This window comes from Bacillus sp. SD088 (genome assembly GCF_017355205.1).
In the GTDB taxonomy this organism is placed as follows: Bacteria; Bacillota; Bacilli; order Bacillales; family Bacillaceae_C; genus Lederbergia.
In genome coordinates, this window is record NZ_JADIJK010000005.1 from 132,695 (window position 1) to 154,709 (window position 22,015).

13 protein-coding genes are annotated in these 22,015 nt (G+C 37.9%); all 13 read left to right on the plus strand.

All coding sequences use genetic code 11. The features are described 5' to 3' along the window. The first annotated feature begins 232 nt into the window (after positions 1-232). The 13 genes from IPU53_RS06185 to IPU53_RS06245 all read left to right on the plus strand — a co-directional run bounded on the left by IPU53_RS06185 (position 233) and on the right by IPU53_RS06245 (position 21,846). The gene (locus IPU53_RS06185; RefSeq protein WP_207448947.1) at positions 233-508 is read left to right on the plus strand and encodes a hypothetical protein; all 276 of its coding nucleotides are present in this window, start codon (positions 233-235) and stop codon (positions 506-508) included. 127 nt (positions 509-635) lie between these two features. Continuing rightward, positions 636-902, plus strand: coding sequence for a hypothetical protein (locus tag IPU53_RS06190; RefSeq protein WP_207448949.1), 267 nt, complete (start codon positions 636-638; stop codon positions 900-902). A 217-nt stretch (positions 903-1,119) separates the two neighbouring features. Further along, complete coding sequence (locus tag IPU53_RS06195) at positions 1,120-1,569, plus strand: DUF1569 domain-containing protein (RefSeq protein WP_207448951.1); 450 nt, start codon at positions 1,120-1,122, stop codon at positions 1,567-1,569. A gap of 415 nt (positions 1,570-1,984) precedes the next feature. After that, positions 1,985-2,449 carry a DinB family protein gene (locus tag IPU53_RS06200; protein WP_207448953.1) on the plus strand — a complete coding sequence of 155 codons (465 nt, stop codon included), beginning with the start codon at positions 1,985-1,987 and terminating at the stop codon, positions 2,447-2,449. A 239-nt stretch (positions 2,450-2,688) separates the two neighbouring features. Beyond that, positions 2,689-3,651 carry a helix-turn-helix transcriptional regulator gene (locus IPU53_RS06205; protein ID WP_207448955.1) on the plus strand — a complete coding sequence of 321 codons (963 nt, stop codon included), beginning with the start codon at positions 2,689-2,691 and terminating at the stop codon, positions 3,649-3,651. 187 nt (positions 3,652-3,838) lie between these two features. Continuing rightward, the gene (locus tag IPU53_RS06210; protein WP_207448957.1) at positions 3,839-4,327 is read left to right on the plus strand and encodes an NUDIX domain-containing protein; all 489 of its coding nucleotides are present in this window, start codon (positions 3,839-3,841) and stop codon (positions 4,325-4,327) included. 354 nt (positions 4,328-4,681) lie between these two features. Then, positions 4,682-5,008, plus strand: coding sequence for a PadR family transcriptional regulator (locus IPU53_RS06215; protein ID WP_207448959.1), 327 nt, complete (start codon positions 4,682-4,684; stop codon positions 5,006-5,008). A 2-nt stretch (positions 5,009-5,010) separates the two neighbouring features. Further along, entirely contained in the window at positions 5,011-5,682 is a 672-nt protein-coding gene (locus tag IPU53_RS06220; RefSeq protein WP_207448960.1) for a DUF1129 family protein, read from the plus strand. Positions 5,683-5,956: 274 nt separating this feature from the next. Next, the gene (locus tag IPU53_RS06225; RefSeq protein WP_207448962.1) at positions 5,957-6,631 is read left to right on the plus strand and encodes a GNAT family N-acetyltransferase; all 675 of its coding nucleotides are present in this window, start codon (positions 5,957-5,959) and stop codon (positions 6,629-6,631) included. A gap of 597 nt (positions 6,632-7,228) precedes the next feature. Further along, the gene (locus IPU53_RS06230) at positions 7,229-8,227 is read left to right on the plus strand and encodes a response regulator (protein WP_207448964.1); all 999 of its coding nucleotides are present in this window, start codon (positions 7,229-7,231) and stop codon (positions 8,225-8,227) included. 28 nt (positions 8,228-8,255) lie between these two features. Then, a complete protein-coding gene (locus IPU53_RS25430; RefSeq protein ID WP_207448966.1) occupies positions 8,256-11,294 on the plus strand; it encodes an ATP-binding response regulator in 3,039 nt (1,012 codons plus the stop codon). Between the two features lie 443 nt (positions 11,295-11,737). Continuing rightward, entirely contained in the window at positions 11,738-20,461 is an 8,724-nt protein-coding gene (locus tag IPU53_RS06240) for a Cna B-type domain-containing protein (RefSeq protein WP_207448968.1), read from the plus strand. 437 nt (positions 20,462-20,898) lie between these two features. Then, on the plus strand, positions 20,899-21,846 hold the full coding sequence (locus tag IPU53_RS06245; protein WP_207448971.1) for a ring-cleaving dioxygenase: 948 nt from the start codon (positions 20,899-20,901) through the stop codon (positions 21,844-21,846). Positions 21,847-22,015 lie beyond the last annotated feature (169 nt).

The window sequence follows — 22,015 nt, forward strand, 5'->3', positions numbered from 1 at the left end:
GTGAAACATCACAATACGTCCTCTAAGCTTTAAAGGACGAGAAATTCAACAATAAAAAAACTTGAAACTCCATTAATAAGTTTGATAAAAAACAACCTCTTTTGGTATTCTTTACTAAAGAGGTTGTTTTTTGTCTTTTCAGAAAAGGAAAAAATGTGTGAACAAGCTCTAACACAGATGTTATATTTCAGGGGAGGAATTTGATAGGCATATTTGGATGGAGGGACAAGCCATGGGCATGAAGAATTATCTGATTGAAGGCGTTTCCTGCACGGGCAAAACGTCGGTTTGCAATGAATTGCAGCGGCGCGGCTACCATGCCATTCATGGTGATCGTGAATTAGCTTATCAAGGCGATCCGGAAACTGGTACGCCTACTAATGGTTTGACGCACGAGCATCACATTTGGCATGTAGATAAAGTAAAAGCTTTGGTCGCTAACCAGGATGAGGTGGTTACATTTTTCTGTGGTGGTTCAAGGAACTTTTCGAAATTTATCCCGCATTAACGGGCAGTAATACCCCCACCTCAAGGCTTAGAGAATACGGAGAAGCATAGGTGGGGGATACACTGCCCGTAAAAGCCCGATTGGTTCAACTAACAATCAGTGGGGGATGAAAGAAAACCCCCACTGATTGAAGGTTCACTTTATAGAGCAATTTGACGGAGTGTTTGTTCTCGAGGTCGATCTTGACACATTGAACCGACGACTTGACGAACGACCGGAAAATGAGTGGGGTCGAAAGAAATCGGAACGGGAACTTATTGTACGATTACACCAAATAAAAGAAGACATTCCGCAAAACGGAATTATAATCGATGCCACTGCACCGATCAAACATGTCGTTGACGAGATCGTTCGCCAAAGCGGAGAAGATAAAGCTAACAACAGTAAGAATTGATCAAGATCTATTCTAAAGCTATACAGGTATTTCGTGATAATAGAGTTATATACGCATGTATGGCAGGGGGAAGGAAATTCCCTTTTTCTATTTCCTCTAGTTACTAATTGAAAAGTCAGTGTGCCTTATCTTTAAATGGCTCATTTACTGGAATAAGATTATCGGAAAAATACTAATATCTAAAGAAGCAGTAGATTGGTGCGAGGGAGATACGCAAATGAAAAATATTTTTAATCAGTTGCATACAGAGGAAATTTTAAACCGGATTGACAAGTTAAGCCCAAATTCAAAACCCCAATGGGGAAAAATGGATGTTGCCCAAATGTTAGCCCATTGCTCATCGTTCCAAGATATTGCAATGGGAATTTCTTTTCCGAAGAGAGGATGGTTAGGAATAGTAATAGGACAGTTTGTCAAACCCATTTTTTATAGTGACAAGCCGTTAGCCCATAATATGTCCACCATTCCGACCATTTTGATTACAGATGAAAAGGATTTTGAAACAGAAAGAGGAAAACTGAAACAGAAAATTATAACGTTCCAAAAGAATGGGCCAGAGAAATGTACCACTCATCCTCATGCTTTTTTCGGCAAACTTACTTCCGAGCAATGGGGGAAGGGGATTTACAAGCATCTTGATCATCATTTAAACCAGTTTGGAGTTTAGTTCTTTTTTAGAAATATAAATAAAAGTTGTCCAATGAGGAGTAATAAAACATCTCGTTTTTATTTCATGATTATATATATAATGCACTTTTAACCTTGCTCACATATTCGTTTTCCTTTAATGGAAAGCAATTGAAACTGCGCTATAATCCAATATTTATAAGGATTAAAGGTTGCTTTTTAGTTATGCTAACTTCCGAAGTCAGAGGGATAGTTTTTCAAGTATGGGATTGCTGAAATAAGGAACGGTGAGATCAAGTAATTAGTAAACTTGAATAGTTTTTAAAGAAAATGAACTTCACTGACAGGGTTTGTCAGGGGAACTGTTATACAATCTAAGTATACCTAGCCTAAAATATCCCTTGTAAACATCGGGAAAGGCGTCTACTTACTTATATAGCAGAGGAGAGATTAAAATGGCGATTTCAAAGGAAGAGTTTATGGAAATTTTGGAGGGCAATCGAAGGTTGACGACCCGAATCATCGAAGCCTTTCCGGAAGATCGATTATTTCAGTACAAGCCTGTCGAACCACTTCGGTCTTTTTCAGAAATGGTTATTGAGGTACTGAATATCGAAAAGGCGTACATGAGAGGGATTGCACTGGATGAATGGGAGTATTCCAACCCTTACGAGAAAGTTGCGACAAAAGAGGAGTTGCTCACGGCCTGCAAGGATGTGCGTAAACAAACTCAGGAATTGTGGCCATCTGTAACAGAAGAAACTCTTTCAATAAAGATAGAAGATCCATTATTTGGGGGACGACAAAGCCATATTGAACGCCTTCAATACGCGCTGGAAAATGAAATACATCATCGTGGCCAGGGGTATATATACTTGCGGATGCTAGGAATTGAACCACCTGCATTTTATGACAGATAATTCCCGAGATGAATGGAATAAAGATGACAGCTCTTTTATTAGAGCTGTTTTTTTCCAAGGATTAAATTGGGATAGATACATATTATTCAATTATGTTTCAATAGAGTATATATTATTGATATCAATAAAGTAGACTGATAAAATCAAATTGTTGACAGTGTCTCACAAAACTTTTCTCGAAAATAATTTTTATGTAATAGAGCAAGGCAACAAATAATCATTTCCAAAGGTGGATTGATATGCCTAAAATTGACAATATATTAGCAATTTTGTGGATGCTTAGTTCAGGTGAAAAAATTACTGCAAAACAAATTTCAGAGAAGCTAGAGATGAATATAAGGACTGTGTATCGTTATATAGATACACTTTCGACTAGTGGTGTACCTATCATTTCAGACTCAGGGCATAATGGTGGATATACTTTATTGAACAATTTTATTGAAGCTCCTCTTTTTTTTGATTCTGAGGAGCAAACCTCATTATTTCACGCTGCTGTTTTTGCAGAAGAAGCTGGATATTATGGAGGTGAAGCACTAAATAGGGCAATTTCAAAGTTAAGTAATTATTCAAATCATGAACAGGAAACAAAGGTAAACCAGCATATAACCAGTCTTGAAGTAATAAATCGATTGAGTTCTCTTTCTATGGAACCATTCTTAAAAGAGTTGGAGCAAGCCGTAACCGACGGATACTCTGTACAAATTCTATACCATAAAAGTTTCGAGGAGCCCTCAAAGTATAGAATGCTTGACCCGTATAAAATTATTTATTGGAATAATAAATGGTATGTGATCGGATTTTGTCATCTTAGGGACGATGTTCGCAGTTTTAGAATAGATCGAATTGAAAGTCTAATACTAACCGAAAATAAGTTTAACCTGCCAGAAAAATTTTCAGCACGTGACTTTTTTATGAAAAATCTTCTGCCGAATATAGAGGACAAGGAAGAGGGGATTTCATTGGTTATTACAGGCAATGCAAGGGTGTTGAGTGATATTTGTCAACATTGGTTTTTAGGGCATTATATACAACAACGGACCTCAAATCAAGCAGTGTTCCTCATCGGAAAAAAGATGATGCATACATATGTGCCTTATTTACTTTTATCTTATGGTAAATCTATTCAGGTTATTGAGCCAATAAGTCTTAAGGAAAGACTAATTGAAATTTTGTCGGAGTTAATAAAGTTTCATCAAGTATAATAACTTTCCTGAAGATAGCTGACGGGGAATTTTCTAATAGTTTTATAAACGAATATGGATATAAATGTAACAGGGTAGAGAAGAAGGGTTAAGTGTTTTTTTGGAATTTTCAACATCCGCTTTTTCAGGATTTTGTTAAAATAGTATGTATCGTGTAAAAACTGTGTATTTCTTGGAGGTTGTTAGAATGTATATAGCATGGGAGGATTCGTATTTAGGTGGTCTTAGGAAAAAGATCGGTCATCAAATGATAATAGCTCCTGCTGCAAGAGCTATTATTCAAAATGAAGAGGGAAAAATACTGTTTGTGAAAAGAAGAGATAATGGTAAATGGGTGATGCCAGCAGGTGGACTTGAACTGCACGAATCAATATATGATTGTTTAAAGCGGGAAGTAAAAGAAGAGGCAGGGATTGAATTAATCTCGGCTAAACCTATTGCAATGTATACAGGACCTGACTATGAATATACCAATGGATACGGCGATGATAATAAGATGTTTGCTATTGTATTTTTAGTTGAAGAATGGTCAGGAAAGATTCTCAAAGAAACTGATGAAACATTGGATGCTCAGTTTTTCTCTTTGGATGATTTACCAGAGATCCCCAGTCTGTACCGTGAAACGATTGAAGACTTAAGAAATTTTAATCTTAACGGGCAAATAATATTAAAATAGTAATTACTGTAAAAGGGTCTAATGCTGGTCCAGGTGACAGGTTTTCAAACTGTAATTTGTAAACGGTGTAAATATAACTTATATAACTGAATACACTTAAAGTACGAGTGCGTTTCTTCAATAAGGATTCGCGCTTTTTGTGGTCAAAGAAACTATAAAATTCTTGGCTTGTGGATAAGTTGCATAATGTTAGTTATTTTGTATTTGACATGATACTAAAAAAGAGTATACACTTAATGTAACTACTTTGTAATACAAAGTAGCATTTTATTCATTTGCTATCTTGTATAATCAAGTAGCTGATTTTTATCTTACTATCATGCATAACAAGTTAGGTGGAGAGGGGGGGCGTATATGTCGGCAAGAAGTCAGCTATTAAAGGGAATTCTTGATGGATGTGTATTGGCAGTCATCGAAAAGGGGCCTGTTTATGGATATGAACTATCGAAAAAACTACAGGAGACTGGTCTCAATGATGTAAGCGAAGGGACGATTTATCCCGTTTTATTAAGACTGCAGAAAAATGGATTCATTCGTGGCGAAATGAGACCATCAGATTTTGGACCGAATCGCAAATATTACTTTTTGACAGATGATGGGAAGGGGGCATTACAAACAATTATTGAGGAATGGCAACAGATATCAGCCCCTGTCAATGAATTATTAAAAGGGAGGAACTAAAATTGGATGCAAAATTATTAATAGAAGAAAACAATAAAAAAAGAAAGTTATTAACGAAAGAAAATGAAGCATACTACGATGATTTGCTCGTTTATATTCGTTTACACTTCTCATTATCTGAACAGCAATCTGAAGAAGTGTTGATGGAAATGCTTGACCATTTGATTGAAGGACAAAAAGAGGGAAAAACAGCTAAAGATATATTTGGAGATGATCCTCTTTCCTATACAGATGAAATCATTGAACTATTACCAAAAGAAAAAAAGAGGAATATTATTCCATTTGTTAGTGGGATCGTAGTAAATATAATTAGTTGGGTACTTATTATTCGTGGCATTATCTTAGTTGTATTATCGCAATTTACACAAGTAAATACTGATATTAACTTGCTCGGGGCAACAGTCGTCGCATTGGCTATAGGGATCTTTATTATTATTAATATTTGGTTTATGTTGAAGCTAACAAAAAGCTCTCTGTTTAATGAAAAACGTAGTCTTAAAAAGAACATGCTTAAGGTCGTACTATTTGCTGCTGCAAGTATGGCGGTTGTCCTAGTGATAGCAAAATTCACTCCTGATATTGGGCCATCTTTTACCTTCAATTGGTGGGTCTCAATAATTTTGGGAGCAATCCTGTGGTTATTACATTTTATCGTGAAAAAAGGGAAATCATGATATTACGAGATTCATAAAAGTTTTGATACTAATTAAAGATTAGAGGGAAATATGATTAAAGCGAAGAAAGTAGATATAAAATATGTATACTAATGTTATATGGATTGCGGTATCTCGGGAGCTTGTAAAGCCGTCAAAAGAGACGAATGGTCGTAAAATCATAACTTTAATGTCTGCGGGATCCCTATCAACACTAATAATGACCATTTCATTCTTTCAAAACATTCCGCTTTAACAATAGAGGGATACCTGGTGTGAAGGGAGAGATTTTTTATTGTTATCTGATATAGAATTGATGGAACATCATGTAAACGTGTTGTTTAAAACTGATGATAAAAAACGAATGACAGCTGTGAATGAGCCTCCATACGATACTGCACCATATATTTTCGTTGGCGGCACCCGATTGGGTAATGTAGTAAGGTACTCAAACAGGCTGGACGAAGGCATAATAAAGAAGCTGGAACAAGTTATTGATCCAGACACTGGTGTCGGCCTAGGAGGAGTAATTAGCATTTTAAGCAGGGGCCAACAAATAAGTAATTTTTGGACTGGACCTGCATTCTTATTTCCGGATGTGAGCGGGAGAATAACAAATGCCATACAAATTACCGAATCCAATAAAGGTTGTCTGAAGCTAAATTTTCCCCATATCATCGATGAGCTTGAATATAGACAGCCTTGCTTTGCTATTATTGAAAAGGAAACAGCTGTTTCAATTTGTTGTAGTGCAAGGCAGACTAATGAAGCAGCTGAGGCAAGTCTAGCTACACTTGAAAAGTTTCGTGGAAGAGCATATGCGATAGATGTTGCGAATGCTTGGGCTGCTGAAATACAAAGTCAGGGGCGGATTGCACTATACAGTACCTCATGGAATAATTTTGCATCCCAGTCAGTAGCGAGAAAATTACAGTTAACACAGTATGGAACAGACTTTCACATGAGATAAGGCATGTTTATCAAGGAGGCATTGGTAAACTTTATTTAAACAACAGATGAACTACACTACAACTATATGACAAAATAGAACAGCCAATTGTCCAATATTCATATGGGTTCAAGGCTGTTTTTAGTCATGTGAATTTTCTGTGCGTATTCCAACTCATTTGAGGGAGCTTGCTGCAAGGATGTACGCAAACAAACATAAGAATTATGGTCATCTATAATAGAAGAAACTCAATTCAATAGGGGGGATATCCATTTCCTTAAAACGCCTCCCTATTTTTCAACTTATCTATTTATTGAACTGGAAAGAGTTCAGGTTGATGAGTCTTATTTAGGTTATACTATGAATGTAATATATCTAGTTATGTGTAACTAATTTTTTCAGTATTTCTACCGTACAGTAATTAAATTCCGTATCAGAAGTCCGAAATGTATCAGAGTTGAGAGATATCTGAGCCGGATGGTCACAAAAGAGATGCCTGTATAGAATTTGTATAGAATTTGTGTAGAATTGAGTGGATAGCTAATATTTATTGTCATGTATACTTTAATTAAAAGCATGTTAGGAAAAATAGGCGGGAGATAATCAGGGGGAGATTAGATGCTACATATTTCTATCATTGACGATGAATATTTGGCATTACAATATTTGGATTTACTGTTGGCTAAAATAGATGGGGTGCATGTTACAGGCAAATATTTGAATGCTACTGACTTAATCGATCATGTTCAAGCTCAAAATGTAGATGCCGTATTTATAGATATCCATATGCCTGTTGTAAAAGGCGCTGATTTGGCCGAACAGTTATTAAACATAAATCCCTCCTTACATATTGTTTTTGTTACGGCATATGATGAATATGCAGTCAAAGCTTTTGAATTAAATGCAGTAGATTATATCTTAAAGCCTGTAAAACAGGAGCGTTTAGCAGTAGCCGTACAGCGGATAATGGCAAGAAAGACTATAGAAAGGGAGATTACATCCCCTAAATCAATATCTGTTATTAAGGATTTAGGAATGCTGCAAATATATCAGGATAATAAACGGGTAGATGTGAAATGGCGGACCTCTAAAGCAAAAGAACTATTTGCGTATTTTATCCATAATCATGAACATACAATCCAGAAAAGAGCATTAATCAACTTGCTGTGGGATAACCTTCCATGGGAAAAAGCGAATGCTCAGTTATATACGGCAGTATATCAAATTAGAAAAGTTATTCAACAGACAGGTGTATCGATAAAAATAGCCAGCCAGGGAGAATTTTATAATATTGATATTGATGATAGTATACAGATTCAATCTCATGAATTTAAGCTTTCAGCACAGCGCTTATTAAAAGATGGCGATGTACATAAGGAGCAATATTTTATGTTACTAGAAGTGTATCAAGGCGACTATTTAGCAGGTCTGGACTATCCATGGGCCCTTAAAGAGAGAAAAATATTAAAAGCCCTATGGCTTGAGCTCATTAGCAGATTGTCAGAGTATTTACATCTCTATGAGAAAGCATCGTCCTATTATGTCTCGAAATTGAAAGATCTAACAGCTTTTGATACAGAAGCAGCTAGTATCATAAAAGAAAAATGTGGGGGTTAAACATGTCCTCGGAAGAAGAGTTGATATAGTGAAACGAAATTATATCCGGACGGGGATTTTTGTGATTCTCTTTATTATCAGTTTGTCTGTTTTTCGGTTGATTTGGGTAGGCGTATTTCAAGACAATATAACCCCTAATATTGAAGATGGAGAGCTTGATTTAAGTACATGGGAAATGGAAGACAGTAGAACGTTGCAGCTGGATGGGGAGTGGGATTTTTACCCCTCGCAGTTTATTATGCGTGAGGAGGAAATGCCTAGAGAAGCACCGGAAACGATACAAGTACCCCATGGTTGGAAGGATAAACTGGGCTCTCCTTTTGGTTATGGAACATACCGATTACAGATGAAAGTACGTTCTGATGATGAACGGAATTATAAATTATATATACCAAATATTCGCACATCATCAGAAATCTATGTGAATGGACGAGAAGTTGCGAAAACTGGCCAGCCTGCAGAAGCAGATGCAGATTATGCTGCAGATATTATGTCTAAGACGGTGACCTTTACTGCAGATGAAGAAGGAAATATAGATATTGTCATTGAGGCTGCAAATTTCAAAGACAGTAGAGACGGTGGAATTTACCTCTCGCTGCGGTTCGGTACAGAAGAAACGATTACGAGAGAAGTGCAGCTTACGAACTACTCTCAGGTTGCAATTGCAGCTATCCTGTTGATGCATACTGTATATACATTGATTATTTATTTTATCGGAGGACGGGATAAAAAGGTTCTTTCCTTTTCCTTGCTAACCTTCAGTTTATTTTCAGGTTTCCTATTCTATACAGGCGAGAAATTGTTACAGCAATTTTTTAATATGAGTTATGAATTAGAATATTGGCTGATACATACGGTGTATCTAATCATTTTTTATGCATTGGTTCAATGTACTGATCATCAAAAGCTGCCTTATTGGAATAAAATCTTTCCTTTTTTTAAATGGGGGCTGGCTGCATTAGCTATTGTGACTATATTTATGCCCATGTCGCAAATATTGGCGATTCGCCCCGTGTATAATATATTTGCTTTTGTTACGGTGATTGTTACCATAGCTTCGATTGTCTTAACGTATAAGAATAGCTCAAAAGAAAGATATCTTTTGCTGTGCGGTTTTATTGCTATCGCCAACCATGGGATATGGAATTTTGTATGGACAGGACGAAGTATTTATCTGACTTTTTACCCGTTTGATATGCTAATTGCTTTAACTTGTTATACCATTGTCTGGTTCCAGAGATATTTTCAAAAGCATAAGAAAACAGAGGAATTAGCGGAAAGATTGAAAAGAGTAAATGAAGAAAAGGATCAATTTTTGGCGAATACCTCCCATGAATTCCGTAATCCTTTAAATAGCATGTTATTGCTTTCTGAAGCAATACGTGACAGGGAAGAAGCAACCTTATCACAGCGGAGTTTGAATGAATTAAACACTGTCTTGAATGTAGGGGGGCAAATGAACCTCCTGTTGACAGACTTGTTGGAAGCAAGAAACTTACAGATTAATAAACCAAGATTAAATAAACAGAATATTGTACTAGAGCCAATTGTCACCGGGATTATAGATATATTGCGTTTTTCATCCGATGTGAAGAAGCTCTCAATCGTCAATCTGATTTCCAAGGATTTTCCTTCTGTATATGCAGACGAAAACCGTGTTAAGCAAATTTTGTTTAATCTAATAGGGAATGCCATTAAGTATACCAATCATGGAGAGATTACCCTCTCCGCTTCTGTAAAAGAAAATAATGCAGAAATCCAGGTGACAGATACAGGAATTGGAATTAGCGAGGACATGCAAAAGAGGATATTTCAGCCTTATGAGCAGGGGCATCCAGCAAATAAATTGTCTGAAGGCGGTTTTGGGTTAGGATTAAGTATTACCAAACAGTTAGTAGAGCTCCATGGTGGTACCATACGAGTTTCTTCTAGAAAAGGGGAAAAAACAACATTTGCGTTCACATTAGCATTGGCATCGAAAAAAGTGTTTTCTCCTGAAGAGAATATAGAAAGGATGGTCAAGAAAGAAAAAAGGGAACAAGCCGAGATGCCTTCTTGGAAAAACGGACAAGCACCGTCAGTCTTAATAGTAGATGATAATCCTGCTAGCTTACTAGCTTTAAAGGCTGTCCTTCCAGAGGATGCGTATAATACAGTGTTGGTTTCCTGTGCTGAAAAGGCCGTAGAAGAACTAAAGAAGCGAAAATGGGATATTGTTATTTCTGATATTATGATGCCGGAAATATCAGGATATGAACTGACCAGAATCATTCGGGAACATTTTTCTTTGACAGAACTACCTGTGCTACTGCTTACTGGTGGAAGTACGGATATACAAGCGGCTTTTTTAGCCGGGGCAAATGACTATATTGCAAAACCCGTTGAGGCAATTGAACTGAAAGCACGTATGGATTCACTAATCACGATGAAACGTGTCGCCGATCAGCAATTACAATTGGAAACTTCCTGGCTGCAGGCTCAGATACAGCCGCATTTCTTATTTAATACATTGAACTCCATCATGGCGTTAAGCGAGTGGAATGTAGAAGAAATGAGAAAGCTTTTGAATGAGTTCAGTAATTTGTTGAGAAGTAAATTTCAATTTCAGCACATGAAAGATCTACTCCCTTTGGAGGAAGAATTAAAAATTGTCCGTTCCTACTTGTATATTGAACAGGTTCGTTTTGGAGCAGCTTTGCAGGTGAATTGGGATTTGAAGGATATCAAAGGGGTGCATGTGCCATTTTTATCCATCCAGCCATTGGTGGAAAATGCGGTACTGCATGGTATCAGGAACAGACAGGAACAAGGAACGGTTTCGATCAGGTGCAAAATAGACTTTTTACATTCCAAAGCAATGATTACAGTGGAGGATGATGGAGCGGGAATAGACGAAGCAGAAATTCCAAACATTTTGAATGGAGAATCTGAAAGCAAATCAGGTGTTGGTATTTTTAATGTGAATAAAAGACTGCATCAGCATTTTGGGAGAGGATTGAAGATTGTCAGTTCACCGGATCAGGGGACGAAAGTATTTTTTGAAGCAGATTTGAATGAAATGGAATAAAAGCTGTACCAAATGAAACTTCATTTTGTGGAGAGGAAATGCCTCTTTATAAAATGGAGTATTTTATTGCTTTCAAAATACAAATATTGGCGTGCTTATAGATTATTTGGATGTATAGAATTTGTATATTTATGTGTAGTTCACTGCTACATACCTAGTAAGTTACTATAAGTATGACTACAACATTTCACGCCTAATTATGCGGTGAGCTTGTAGTCCCAAAGGACTTTAAAATATCTTCTAAGCTGAATAAGTATGGTATGCAGAACGTTTAACCTTATTGATAGGAAATCTATTCAACATTTGGGCAACGTTCTTTTCTGCTGTATTCTGCCGAATAGGAAATATTTTAAAGCTATAGATGGGGTTGATATAGGAGGTGGCTAACCGGTTTTTAATTTTCCGGCAGTTATTTACATAAACCAAAAGGAGGAAAGAACTAATTGAAAAGACGAGCAAAAAGAGTAAGCATATTTATGATTTTTCTTCTTGTGATGCAATCTATTGTAGCAGGATTTGTTCCTTTACAAGCAACGTACGCGGAAGAAAACACAAATCATACGTTTTTTGACTTTGAAGGCATTACAGAGAGCTCTTTTTCCCAGGAAGATAGTGATGGGTTTCTAAATATAGATTGGTCACTGGCAGAGTATGATTTAGAAAAAGTGGATCAACCTATAGATTTCCAATCCCCTGTTGCATTAATTAAGCAGAAGGGAACATTATCTTTGGAAGAGGGTGCAGTAGACATTGCTTCCTTTGAAACAACAGAAAATATGATTCGTGTCACGTTTCATGCAGCGGCACTGGAACATCCGGAAGCTAAAGGTACATTGAAGCTGCAAGTGCCTTTGCAAGAAGAAGTTGTTGAGGGAGATGCGGGTGAAGAAGAGTCTCTTGAAGCAGATAATCCAGCTGACGAAGGAGACAAAGAAGCTACAAAGGAAAAAGTAGCTGAAGAAAAGGGAACCGAAGAAGTTGCGGGGGAAGAAGCAGCTGAAGAAGAGGGGAACGAGGAAGCTGTAGAGGAAGAGGCAGCTGAAGAAAAGGGAACTAAAGAAGTTGTAGAGAAAGAAGCAGCTGAAGAAAAAGGAACCGAGGAAGAAGGGACCAAAGAAGCTGAAGAAGACGAAGGAACGGAAAAGAAAGACAACGCAACTTCTGCGGCATCTGATGTTGGCTCACAGGCTGAGTTAGGGAATATCTTTACTTTTGAAAGTTTGACAATTGATGGTCAAACGATTGAAGATGGCGACATTATTTCAATTACTGAAGGTACTATAGCAAATCTTAGATTTAACTGGCATACGCAAGGGCTCAATGCTAAAGCTGGTGACACAGCTGAGATTGGTCTTTCTGATGCTTTTAAGACGGTTACTACACCAGTTCAAGATCTTATGGTTGAAGGAACAAAGGTAGGAACCTACCATGTTGAGGAAGGCGTGTTAAAATTTGTATTTACTGAAGGCATTGAGACTTCAGACGTTCAAAACGGATTTGTCAATCTTGGCCTAGAGTTCAATATCGATAAATTTAGAGAAAATATTGAACAAGAGATTCCATTTAATGATGGTCATGAAAATAACATAACCGTCATTGCACGGCCAAATATAGAACATAGCGGCATTGAAAAAGAAGGACATCCTGATACGGAGCATGATGCAAGAGAAATCACATGGACAATTGATGTGATCAATACCAATGATGACGAAATATCTGAAGCAACATTAGCGGATAACATTCCTGATGGATTAGGTGAAGCTAGAGATTTTGTAATCCATAAGCTAAACATTGGATTTGATGGAGATATAAGTGAAGGTGATGATGTAACATCAACTCTAAATCCATCAGAATTTCCAATTGATTTAGGCAAAATTGCACCTTTTAATGGCTATCGTATTCAATATACGACAACGATTGAAAATTACGCAGCAGGATCATTTACCAATGATGCGACTTTTAAATATGGTGAAGAAAGTCTACCAGCTAAGGCTACCGTTGGAGGATTGACAAGAAGTAATCCGATTGAAAAGGACGGTTGGCAAGTTGGAGACAGTGATGTTATTCATTGGCAAATCGATGTGAATAAAAATGGAAGTTTAATTAGTGAAGCTATAGTGGAAGACAGCCTGCCTGATGGTTTGACCATAGACCCAGCTAGCATCGAAGTGGTTAGAATTACACAAAATGGGGGCAATTGGGTAGAAGGAGATGTTTACGGCGGTTCGTTTACGGAATTCCCGATAAACCTAGGCGCATTAGGGCAAGATGACGCCTATCGTATTAAATTTAAAACAGATGTTGATTGGTCAGAAGTCAACAATAGCGAATATAAAAAAGAAAATGGATTCCAAAATGAAGCAACCCTAAAAGATGGTGAAGATGAATTAAATAGTGATGATGCAACGGTTAACATTGTTAGAGATCCCGTCCTTCGTAAAGAAGGGGTATCCAATGTAGATTATGAAAACAAAACGGTTAGCTGGACGATTCATGTCAATGAAGCAGGACATCCAATTGGAAATGTAGTGCTAACAGATTTAATTCCAGAAGGGTTAGCAATTTCTGAAGGTGATATTAAAATCACGGATGAAGAAGGAAATGCTTATACCCCTGTCGACATCAGTCTCGATCCTGATGCTGAAGGTGGAACAGCAGTTGTTATTAACTTAGGGGATGTAGGTACACACAAGCTTAAAGTAGAATATACAACTGAAATTACCGATTTCACTAAAAATAATTTTAATAATGGTGTTGGCATGACAGGTGATGGTGTTGGAGAGGCTGGAGAAAATAGTAACGCAGAAATCAAGCCAGCAGCTAACACCTATGGTAAGAGTTTTCGGGGAATAGACTATAATGCAAAAACGATTAATTGGCAATTAAATGTTAATCCAAGAAGAGAAGCTATCGATTCATTAGTAATAGAAGATACATTCCCGAATAAAGGGATGATTTTATTGCCGGATTCGGTAAAAGTAAATCATGCTGGAGATGAGCTTGTAGAAGGTACAGATTATACACTTGCACCTAGAATGGAAGATGGTGAAACAGGCTACCACAAAGGATTTACTATTACTCTTTTAGATAATGCATTGCCATTAGATGGCGGCCAGTTGGTTGTTAATTATACAACCTCTTATGATCCTCAGCATGAAGTTGGTGGTCATACACTGGATTCACATGTGCGTGATGGAGAGCAAGATAAGGTATACCGTAATCGTGCTCATTTTGAGGGAGAAACAGTAAATGGGAATCCAATTGATGAAACTCGAAATGCTGATACTACAGTAAGAGAAGATTCCTGGAACAGCGGTAAAAAGGAAGGTCAATTAATACATGTTGATGGTGAAGGTAATCAAGGAAATGGCTGGGCAAGCGGCAGTGAAAGAAAGATCGCCTGGCAGCTGTACACGAACTATCAAGAACAAAATCTTGGAACAGGTGTTACGATAACAGATACATTAGCTTATGCTGGAAATATTGATGAAGGTAGTCTCAAAGTATCGGTTTATAACGTAAAGCCTGATGGTACAACTGTGATTACTGGCCCGGTATTGAATCCAGATAATTATTCAGTAGACGTTGATGGTGATGAATTTACTATTACCTTTAACAATGAGGTAACAGAAAGATACGTGATTGAATTCACCACATCTGTCCCAGACATCTCAAAACAAAGTTATACTAACAATGCAATAGTTAAAGTTGGAGATGTGGAATATCCTTATAGTGCTACCCTTAACTATGGCCAGCACAAGGACTTCTTAAAGAAGGGAGCAATTGGGCTAGACGGTAATCGCGTTTTCACAGGAGATGAAGTTGAGTGGAAAGCTACAATCAATGAAAGTCTATCCATTATTCAAAATGCTGTGATTACAGATACCATTAGTGCGGGACATATTTATAAGGAAGGTAGTCTTGAAGTCTTTAGATCACAAGATCAAGAAAATGCCTTAAAAGAGGGAACCGATTATAAACTTGAGGTTGTAGCAGTAACGGATGAGAATGATGAACCTACTGGTGAAACAAAGCTAGTAATCGATATTGATGAAACTTTAAAAGACACCTTAGTCCTACAGTATACTACAGTTGTTACCGAAACAGATGGTGATATTGGTAACAGAATCTCATTAGATGGAACTGCTATTGATCAACAAGTTGTAGAGTCTAGTAAATTAAATGCTAGGCAATTCTCTGACGCAGGCGGCGAATGGGCACCGAACAGAGGGGCTTTAAAAGTTGCAAAAGTCGATGAGGAAGAAGAGAAAGTTATTGCAAATAACGAAACATCCTTTACACTATGGTACGATTTAAATGGCGAAAGAGTTCAATATACACAAGAAGAGGCATTTACTACAGTAGATGGTGTTCTTGAAATTGGAAACTTACCACTTAGAACGTATTATCTGGTAGAGGAAGAAGCACCAACAGGATATGTTCTTTCAGAAGAAGAAATAGAAATTGTTGTTGATAAAGCATATGGTAACAACGAAGAAAATATTGTATCGATTACTTTTGAAAATACGAAAGAAAAAATCGATATAACAGGAACAAAAGTATGGGAAGGCGGACCAAAACCAACCATTGAATTGCAGCTGCACAGAGATGGCGAACCGTATGGTGACCCAGTAGAGCTGAAAGATGGTGAAACAGAATATACATGGTCTGACTTAGACAAAACAGATATCGATGGCAATGAGTATGTATACACTGTCGATGAAGTGGAAGTACCTGATAATTATGAGAAGACAATATCGGAAGACGGTCTAACGATTACCAATACTTTTGCAGCGGGAGAAACAAGTATTAATGTAGCAAAGGTTTGGAAGGATGCAGAAAACCAGGACGGTATCCGCCCAGAGGCGATCACTGTTATCTTGTTAGAAAACGGGGAAGAAACAGAGCAGTCGTTAGTACTAAATGAAAGTAATAACTGGGAAGGCACGTTTACAGAATTACCGGTAATCGATCAGACCGGTAAAGATATTGCCTATACAGTTAAAGAAGTAGCTGTTGATGGATATGAAACTGAAACGGCTGGCAGCTCTGAAAATGGTTATGTGATTACCAATACGCATGCCCCGGAATTAATTGATTTAGAAGGAACAAAAACATGGGATGATGCCGATAATCAAGATGGTAAACGTCCAGAGTCGATTACTATTCGTTTATTAGCGAATGGTGAGGAAGCAGCTTCCGTTGATGTAACTGAAGAAACGGAATGGAGCTTCGCCTTTACGGATCTTCCGAAATTCGAGAATGGAGAAGAAATTAATTACACCATTCAGGAAGATAACGTAGAAGACTACTCTGCTGAAATCAATGGCTTAGATATTACTAACAGCTACACACCAGAACAAACCAGTATCAATGTAGTCAAGGCATGGGAAGATGCTAATGATCAAGATGGTGCCCGTCCAGACGCGATTACAGTGAAATTACTGGCTGATGGTAAAGAAACAGGTCAGGAATTAATACTAAATGAAGCGAATAACTGGCAAGGAGACTTTGCAGAATTAGCTGTCTATTCGGATGGAGAAGAAATTCAATACAGCATTGAAGAAATAGCTGTAGAAGGATATGAAACCGAAATAGCAGGAACTCCTGCAGATGGCTATGTCATCACCAATACGCATGAACCTGCGCTAATTGATTTAGAAGGAACGAAAACATGGGCTGACGCTGATAATCAAGACGGTAAACGCCCAGAGTCGATTACTGTTCGTTTATTAGCAAATGGTAATGAAATAGATAATGTTGAAGTTTCTGAGGAATCTGATTGGAGCTACTCATTTACTAATCTGCCAAAATTCGAGAATAGGGAAGAAATACATTACACCATTCAAGAAGATAATGTAGAAGACTATTCTGCTGAAATCAATGGCTTAGATATTACTAACAGCTACACACCAGAACAAACCAGTATCAATGTAGTCAAAGCATGGGAAGATGCTAATGATCAAGATGGTGCCCGTCCAGATGCGATTACAGTGAAATTACTGGCTGATGGTGAAGAAACAGGTCGGGAATTAACTTTAAATGAAGCAAATAACTGGCAGGGAGATTTTATTGAATTAGCTGTCTATGCAAATGGAGAAGAAATTCAATACAGCATTGAAGAAGTAGCTGTAGAAGGGTACGAAACCGAAACAGCAGGAACTTCTGCAGATGGCTATGTCATTACCAATACGCATGAACCTGCGCTAATTGATTTAGAAGGAACAAAAACCTGGGATGACGGCGATAATCAAGACGGCAAACGCCCAGAATCCATTACTGTTCGTTTATTAGCAAATGGTAATGAAGTGGAAGTTGTTGAAGTTTCTGAGGAATCTGATTGGAGCTACTCATTTACTAATCTACCAAAATTCGAGAATGGGGAAGAAATACATTACACCATTCAAGAAGATAACGTAGAGGGCTACTCTACTAAGATTAAGGGCCTAGATATTACTAACAGCTATACACCAGAACAAATTAGTATTAATGTTTCTAAAGCATGGGAAGATGCTAATGACCAAGATGGGGTTCGTCCAGACGCAATTACAGTGAAATTACTTGCAGATGGAGAAGAAATTGATTCTGTAGAATTAAATGAATCCAACAATTGGCAAGCAGACTTTACTGAGCTAGATAAATTTAAAAACGGTGAATTAATCGATTATACGGTGGAAGAAGTAGCCGTTGATGGTTATGAAACAGAAACAGCAGGAAATCCTGCGGACGGCTACGTGATTACCAACAGCTATGAGCCAGAGCTAATTGATTTAGAAGGAACGAAAACATGGGAAGATGCCGATAATCAAGATGGCAAACGTCCAGAGTCGATCACTGTTCGTCTATTAGCAAATGGTGAGGAAGTAGCTTCCGTTGATGTAAATGAAGAAACGGAATGGAGCTTCGCCTTTACGGATCTTCCGAAATTCGAGAATGGGGAAGAAGTACATTACACCATTCAAGAAGATAATGTAGAAGATTATTCTACTGAAATTCATGGTCTGGATATTACCAACAGCTATACACCAAAACAAACGAGTATCAATATAGTCAAGGTATGGAAAGATGCGAATAACCAGGACGGTACACGCCCAGACGCGATTACAGTAAAATTACTTGCTGATGGTAAAGAAACAGATCAGGAATTAACTTTAACCGAAGCGAATAATTGGCAGGGAGATTTTATTGAATTAGATGTCTATGCAAATGGAGAAGAAATTCAATACAGCGTTGAAGAAGTAGCTGTAGAAGGGTACGAAACTGAAACCGCAGGAAACTCTGTGGATGGTTACGTGATTACCAATACGCATGAACCAGAGCTAATTGATTTAGAAGGAACAAAAACATGGGATGACGCTGATAATCAAGATGGCAAACGTCCGGAGTCCATTACTGTTCGCTTAATAGCAAATGGTAACGAAGTAAATGCTGTTGAAGCTTCAGAGGAATCTGCTTGGAGCTACTCATTTACTAATCTACCAAAATTCGAGAATGGGGAAGAAATACATTACACCATTCAAGAAGATAACGTAGAAGACTATTCTGCTAAGATTAATGGCCTGGATATTATCAACAGCTATACACCAGAACAAACAAGTATCAATGTAGTCAAAGCATGGGAGGATGCGAACAACCAGGATGGTGCACGCCCAGACGCGATTACAGTAAAATTACTTGCAGATGGTGAAGAAACAGGTCAGGAATTAACTTTAAATGAAGCAAATAACTGGCAGGGAGATTTTACTGAATTAGATGTCTATGCTGGTGGAGAAGAAATTCAATACAGCATTGAAGAAGTAGCTGTAGAAGGGTACGAAACTGAAACAGCAGGAAACTCTGCGGATGGTTATGTCATTACCAATACGCATGAACCAAAGCTAATTAATTTAGAAGGAACGAAAACATGGGAAGATGCCGATAATCAAGACGGCAAACGCCCAGAGTCCATTACGGTTCGCTTATTAGCAAATGGTAATGAAATAGATAATGTTGAAGTTTCTGAGGAATCTGATTGGAACTACTCATTTACTGATCTACCAAAATTCGAGAATGGAGAAGAAATTAACTACACCATTCAAGAAGATAATGTAGAAGGGTACTCTGCCGAAATTGATGGTCTGGATATTACCAACAGCTATACGCCTGATCAAACCTGTATCAATGTTGTAAAAACCTGGAATGATGCAAATAATCAAGGTGGTAACCGCCCAGATTCCATTACAGTGAAGCTATTGGCAAATGGTGAAGAAACAGGTAAGAAAGTTATCCTGAGCGAGAATACTAACTGGCAGGCAGATTTCACCGACTTGGATGTATACGCAGATGGTAACCTAATTGAATATACTCTTGAAGAAGAGGACGTTCCAAATTATGAAAGTAATGTAAGAACCGATGAAAAGAATCCATATAACTTCATAGTGACAAACAATTATGATCCAGCCAAAGTAAGTGTCGGTGACTATGTATGGTTTGACAAAAACAAAGATGGTCTGCAAGACGAAACCGATGTTCCGCTAAAAGGAGTCGTCTTAACGATTGAAGATAAAGAAGGCAACCCAGTAACGGATGTCTACGGAAATCCAGTAGGTCCAACGACAACGGATAAAAATGGATACTATATCTTTGAAAATCTGCCAATCGACAATACGTATACAGTACGAATTGATCGTGAAGCATCCAAAGAAGCATTGAAAGGATATGTACCAACCTTGGAAGAAGTAGGCGATGATAATTCCATAGATTCATCAACATGGGAAGCAACCTCTCGTCACTTAACAAAAGACGGCGATCATGATCCAACATTAGACTTTGGTTTTGTAAAAGCAGAATCAGGAGAAGATCCAGGTAAAGATCCAGGTAAAGATCCAGGTAAAGACCCAGGAGAAGATCCGGGTAAAGACCCAGGAGAAGATCCAGGAAAAGATCCGGGAGAAGATCCGGGTAAAGACCCAGGAAAAGATCCAGGAAAAGATCCAGGTAAAGGGTCGCAAGAAGTACCAGGTAAAACTGATCCAAGTGATTCTGAAGGAACAGATGAAAATAATGGTGGAACATTGCCAGACACTGCAACATCTATGTTTAACATACTGCTTATTGGCTTAGGCATACTGGCAGCTGGTGGAATCTTATTGATTGTCAGTCGCTTCCGTAAACCTTCGTCTAACTAGATAGAACAGATTTATTTAAAAGAGAGGTCATTACCAATAATAGGTAATGGCCTCTCTTTTGTATCTTAAAATATAGATTGGCTGGAAAGCCCTAACTAAAGAACCGTCGATTTTTTTGACAAGGCAGATGTCGGGTCTCTCCAAACTCGCTGCGTAAGCACTTTTCCTATACAATTGGGATATATACAATGCAAACAGGACGGGAAAACAAAATTACCCTATTTCAAAAGAGAAAGATACAATATAGGAGTTTTTGAATGTCAACGTACTTCCAAACGTCCATCCTCAATAAGCCCTTGATAGATGAAGGAAATACTATATATGCTCATGTCTAAGTAGCAAAAACATATTGGAAATAATATATAGAAGAGTAGGTTCTATGTATAATTTTTTAGTTGTCAATTGATTGGCAAGTTGAAGAAGAGGAGGAAATATCAATGTATAAAATTCCAGGACATCATCATATTTCAATGATTACAAAAAACGCAAATCAAAATAATCACTTTTACCGACATGTGCTTGGGTTGCGTCGTGTGAAAGTGACGGTGAACCAAGATGATCCTTCGATGTATCATTTATTTTATGGAGATAAAACAGGAAGCCCAGGTACTGAGCTAACATTTTTTGAAATTCCTTTAGCAGGGAGCACATATCCTGGGACAAATGCAATTACTAGAATCGGATTGCTTGTCCCATCAGAAGATAGTCTTCATTATTGGAAAGCTAGGTTTGAGGAGCTCGGTGTAGCTCATAGTGGAATCACAATGTATGCCGATCGTCCTGCCTTGAAATTTGAGGATCCTGACAGGCTTCGTTTGGTGTTGCTCGTTTCAAACGGAGAAAAAGTAAAGCACTGGGAAACTTGGGAAAAGTCTGACGTTCCAGAAGAGCATCAGATTCAAGGAATGGGTTCTGTGGAAATGACGGTGCGTAGGCTTGAAAAAATGGCAAGCACCCTTAAGGACATGTTTGGTTATATAGAGGTTAGCCGAAGTGAAAGAGAAGCGATTTTCCAGTCAGTTGAAGGAGAAATCTTTGGAGAAATCGTCGTGAAGTATATGGATGGCCCTTCAGAAAAACCTGGTCGTGGCAGTATTCATCATTTAGCTATTCGTGTGAAAAATGATGCAGAGCTTGAGTTTTGGGATGAACAAGTGAAAAAAAGAGGTTTCCATTCTTCAGGGATTGTTGACCGTTTCTACTTCAAGAGTTTGTATTTCCGTGAGTCAAATGGTATTCTGTTTGAAATTGCAACAGATGGACCAGGATTTACCGTTGACGGAAATGTGGACCATTTAGGAGAGAAACTAGACTTACCGCCATTTTTGGAGGAGAAGCGAGTAGAAATTGAAGCCAAGCTCACTCCTATTGAAGAGACGGAATGAAAGATAACAGTAACAAGAACAAAGGATATTCAATATGGTATGGTAGTATTCTCCATCACCTCCCCAATCGGTTTTACCATCCAAATTAAGACTGGATCCAATACAATCCCAGTCTTTTTCTTTGTGCTTGGTGTAGGAACTATTAGCCAAGTGAAAGGGTGTCGGGGTG

What these genes read in the sequence shown, in the direction of transcription:
- IPU53_RS06200 (WP_207448953.1), top strand. Translation starts at nt 1,985, where the DNA reads ATGGCGATTTCAAAGGAAGAGTTTATGGAAATTTTGGAGGGCAATCGA.
- IPU53_RS06185 (WP_207448947.1), top strand. Translation starts at nt 233, where the DNA reads ATGGGCATGAAGAATTATCTGATTGAAGGCGTTTCCTGCACGGGCAAA.
- IPU53_RS06210 (WP_207448957.1), top strand. Translation starts at nt 3,839, where the DNA reads ATGTATATAGCATGGGAGGATTCGTATTTAGGTGGTCTTAGGAAAAAG.
- IPU53_RS06215 (WP_207448959.1), top strand. Translation starts at nt 4,682, where the DNA reads ATGTCGGCAAGAAGTCAGCTATTAAAGGGAATTCTTGATGGATGTGTA.
- IPU53_RS06245 (WP_207448971.1), top strand. Translation starts at nt 20,899, where the DNA reads ATGTATAAAATTCCAGGACATCATCATATTTCAATGATTACAAAAAAC.
- IPU53_RS06195 (WP_207448951.1), top strand. Translation starts at nt 1,120, where the DNA reads ATGAAAAATATTTTTAATCAGTTGCATACAGAGGAAATTTTAAACCGG.
- IPU53_RS06205 (WP_207448955.1), top strand. Translation starts at nt 2,689, where the DNA reads ATGCCTAAAATTGACAATATATTAGCAATTTTGTGGATGCTTAGTTCA.
- IPU53_RS06230 (WP_207448964.1), top strand. Translation starts at nt 7,229, where the DNA reads ATGCTACATATTTCTATCATTGACGATGAATATTTGGCATTACAATAT.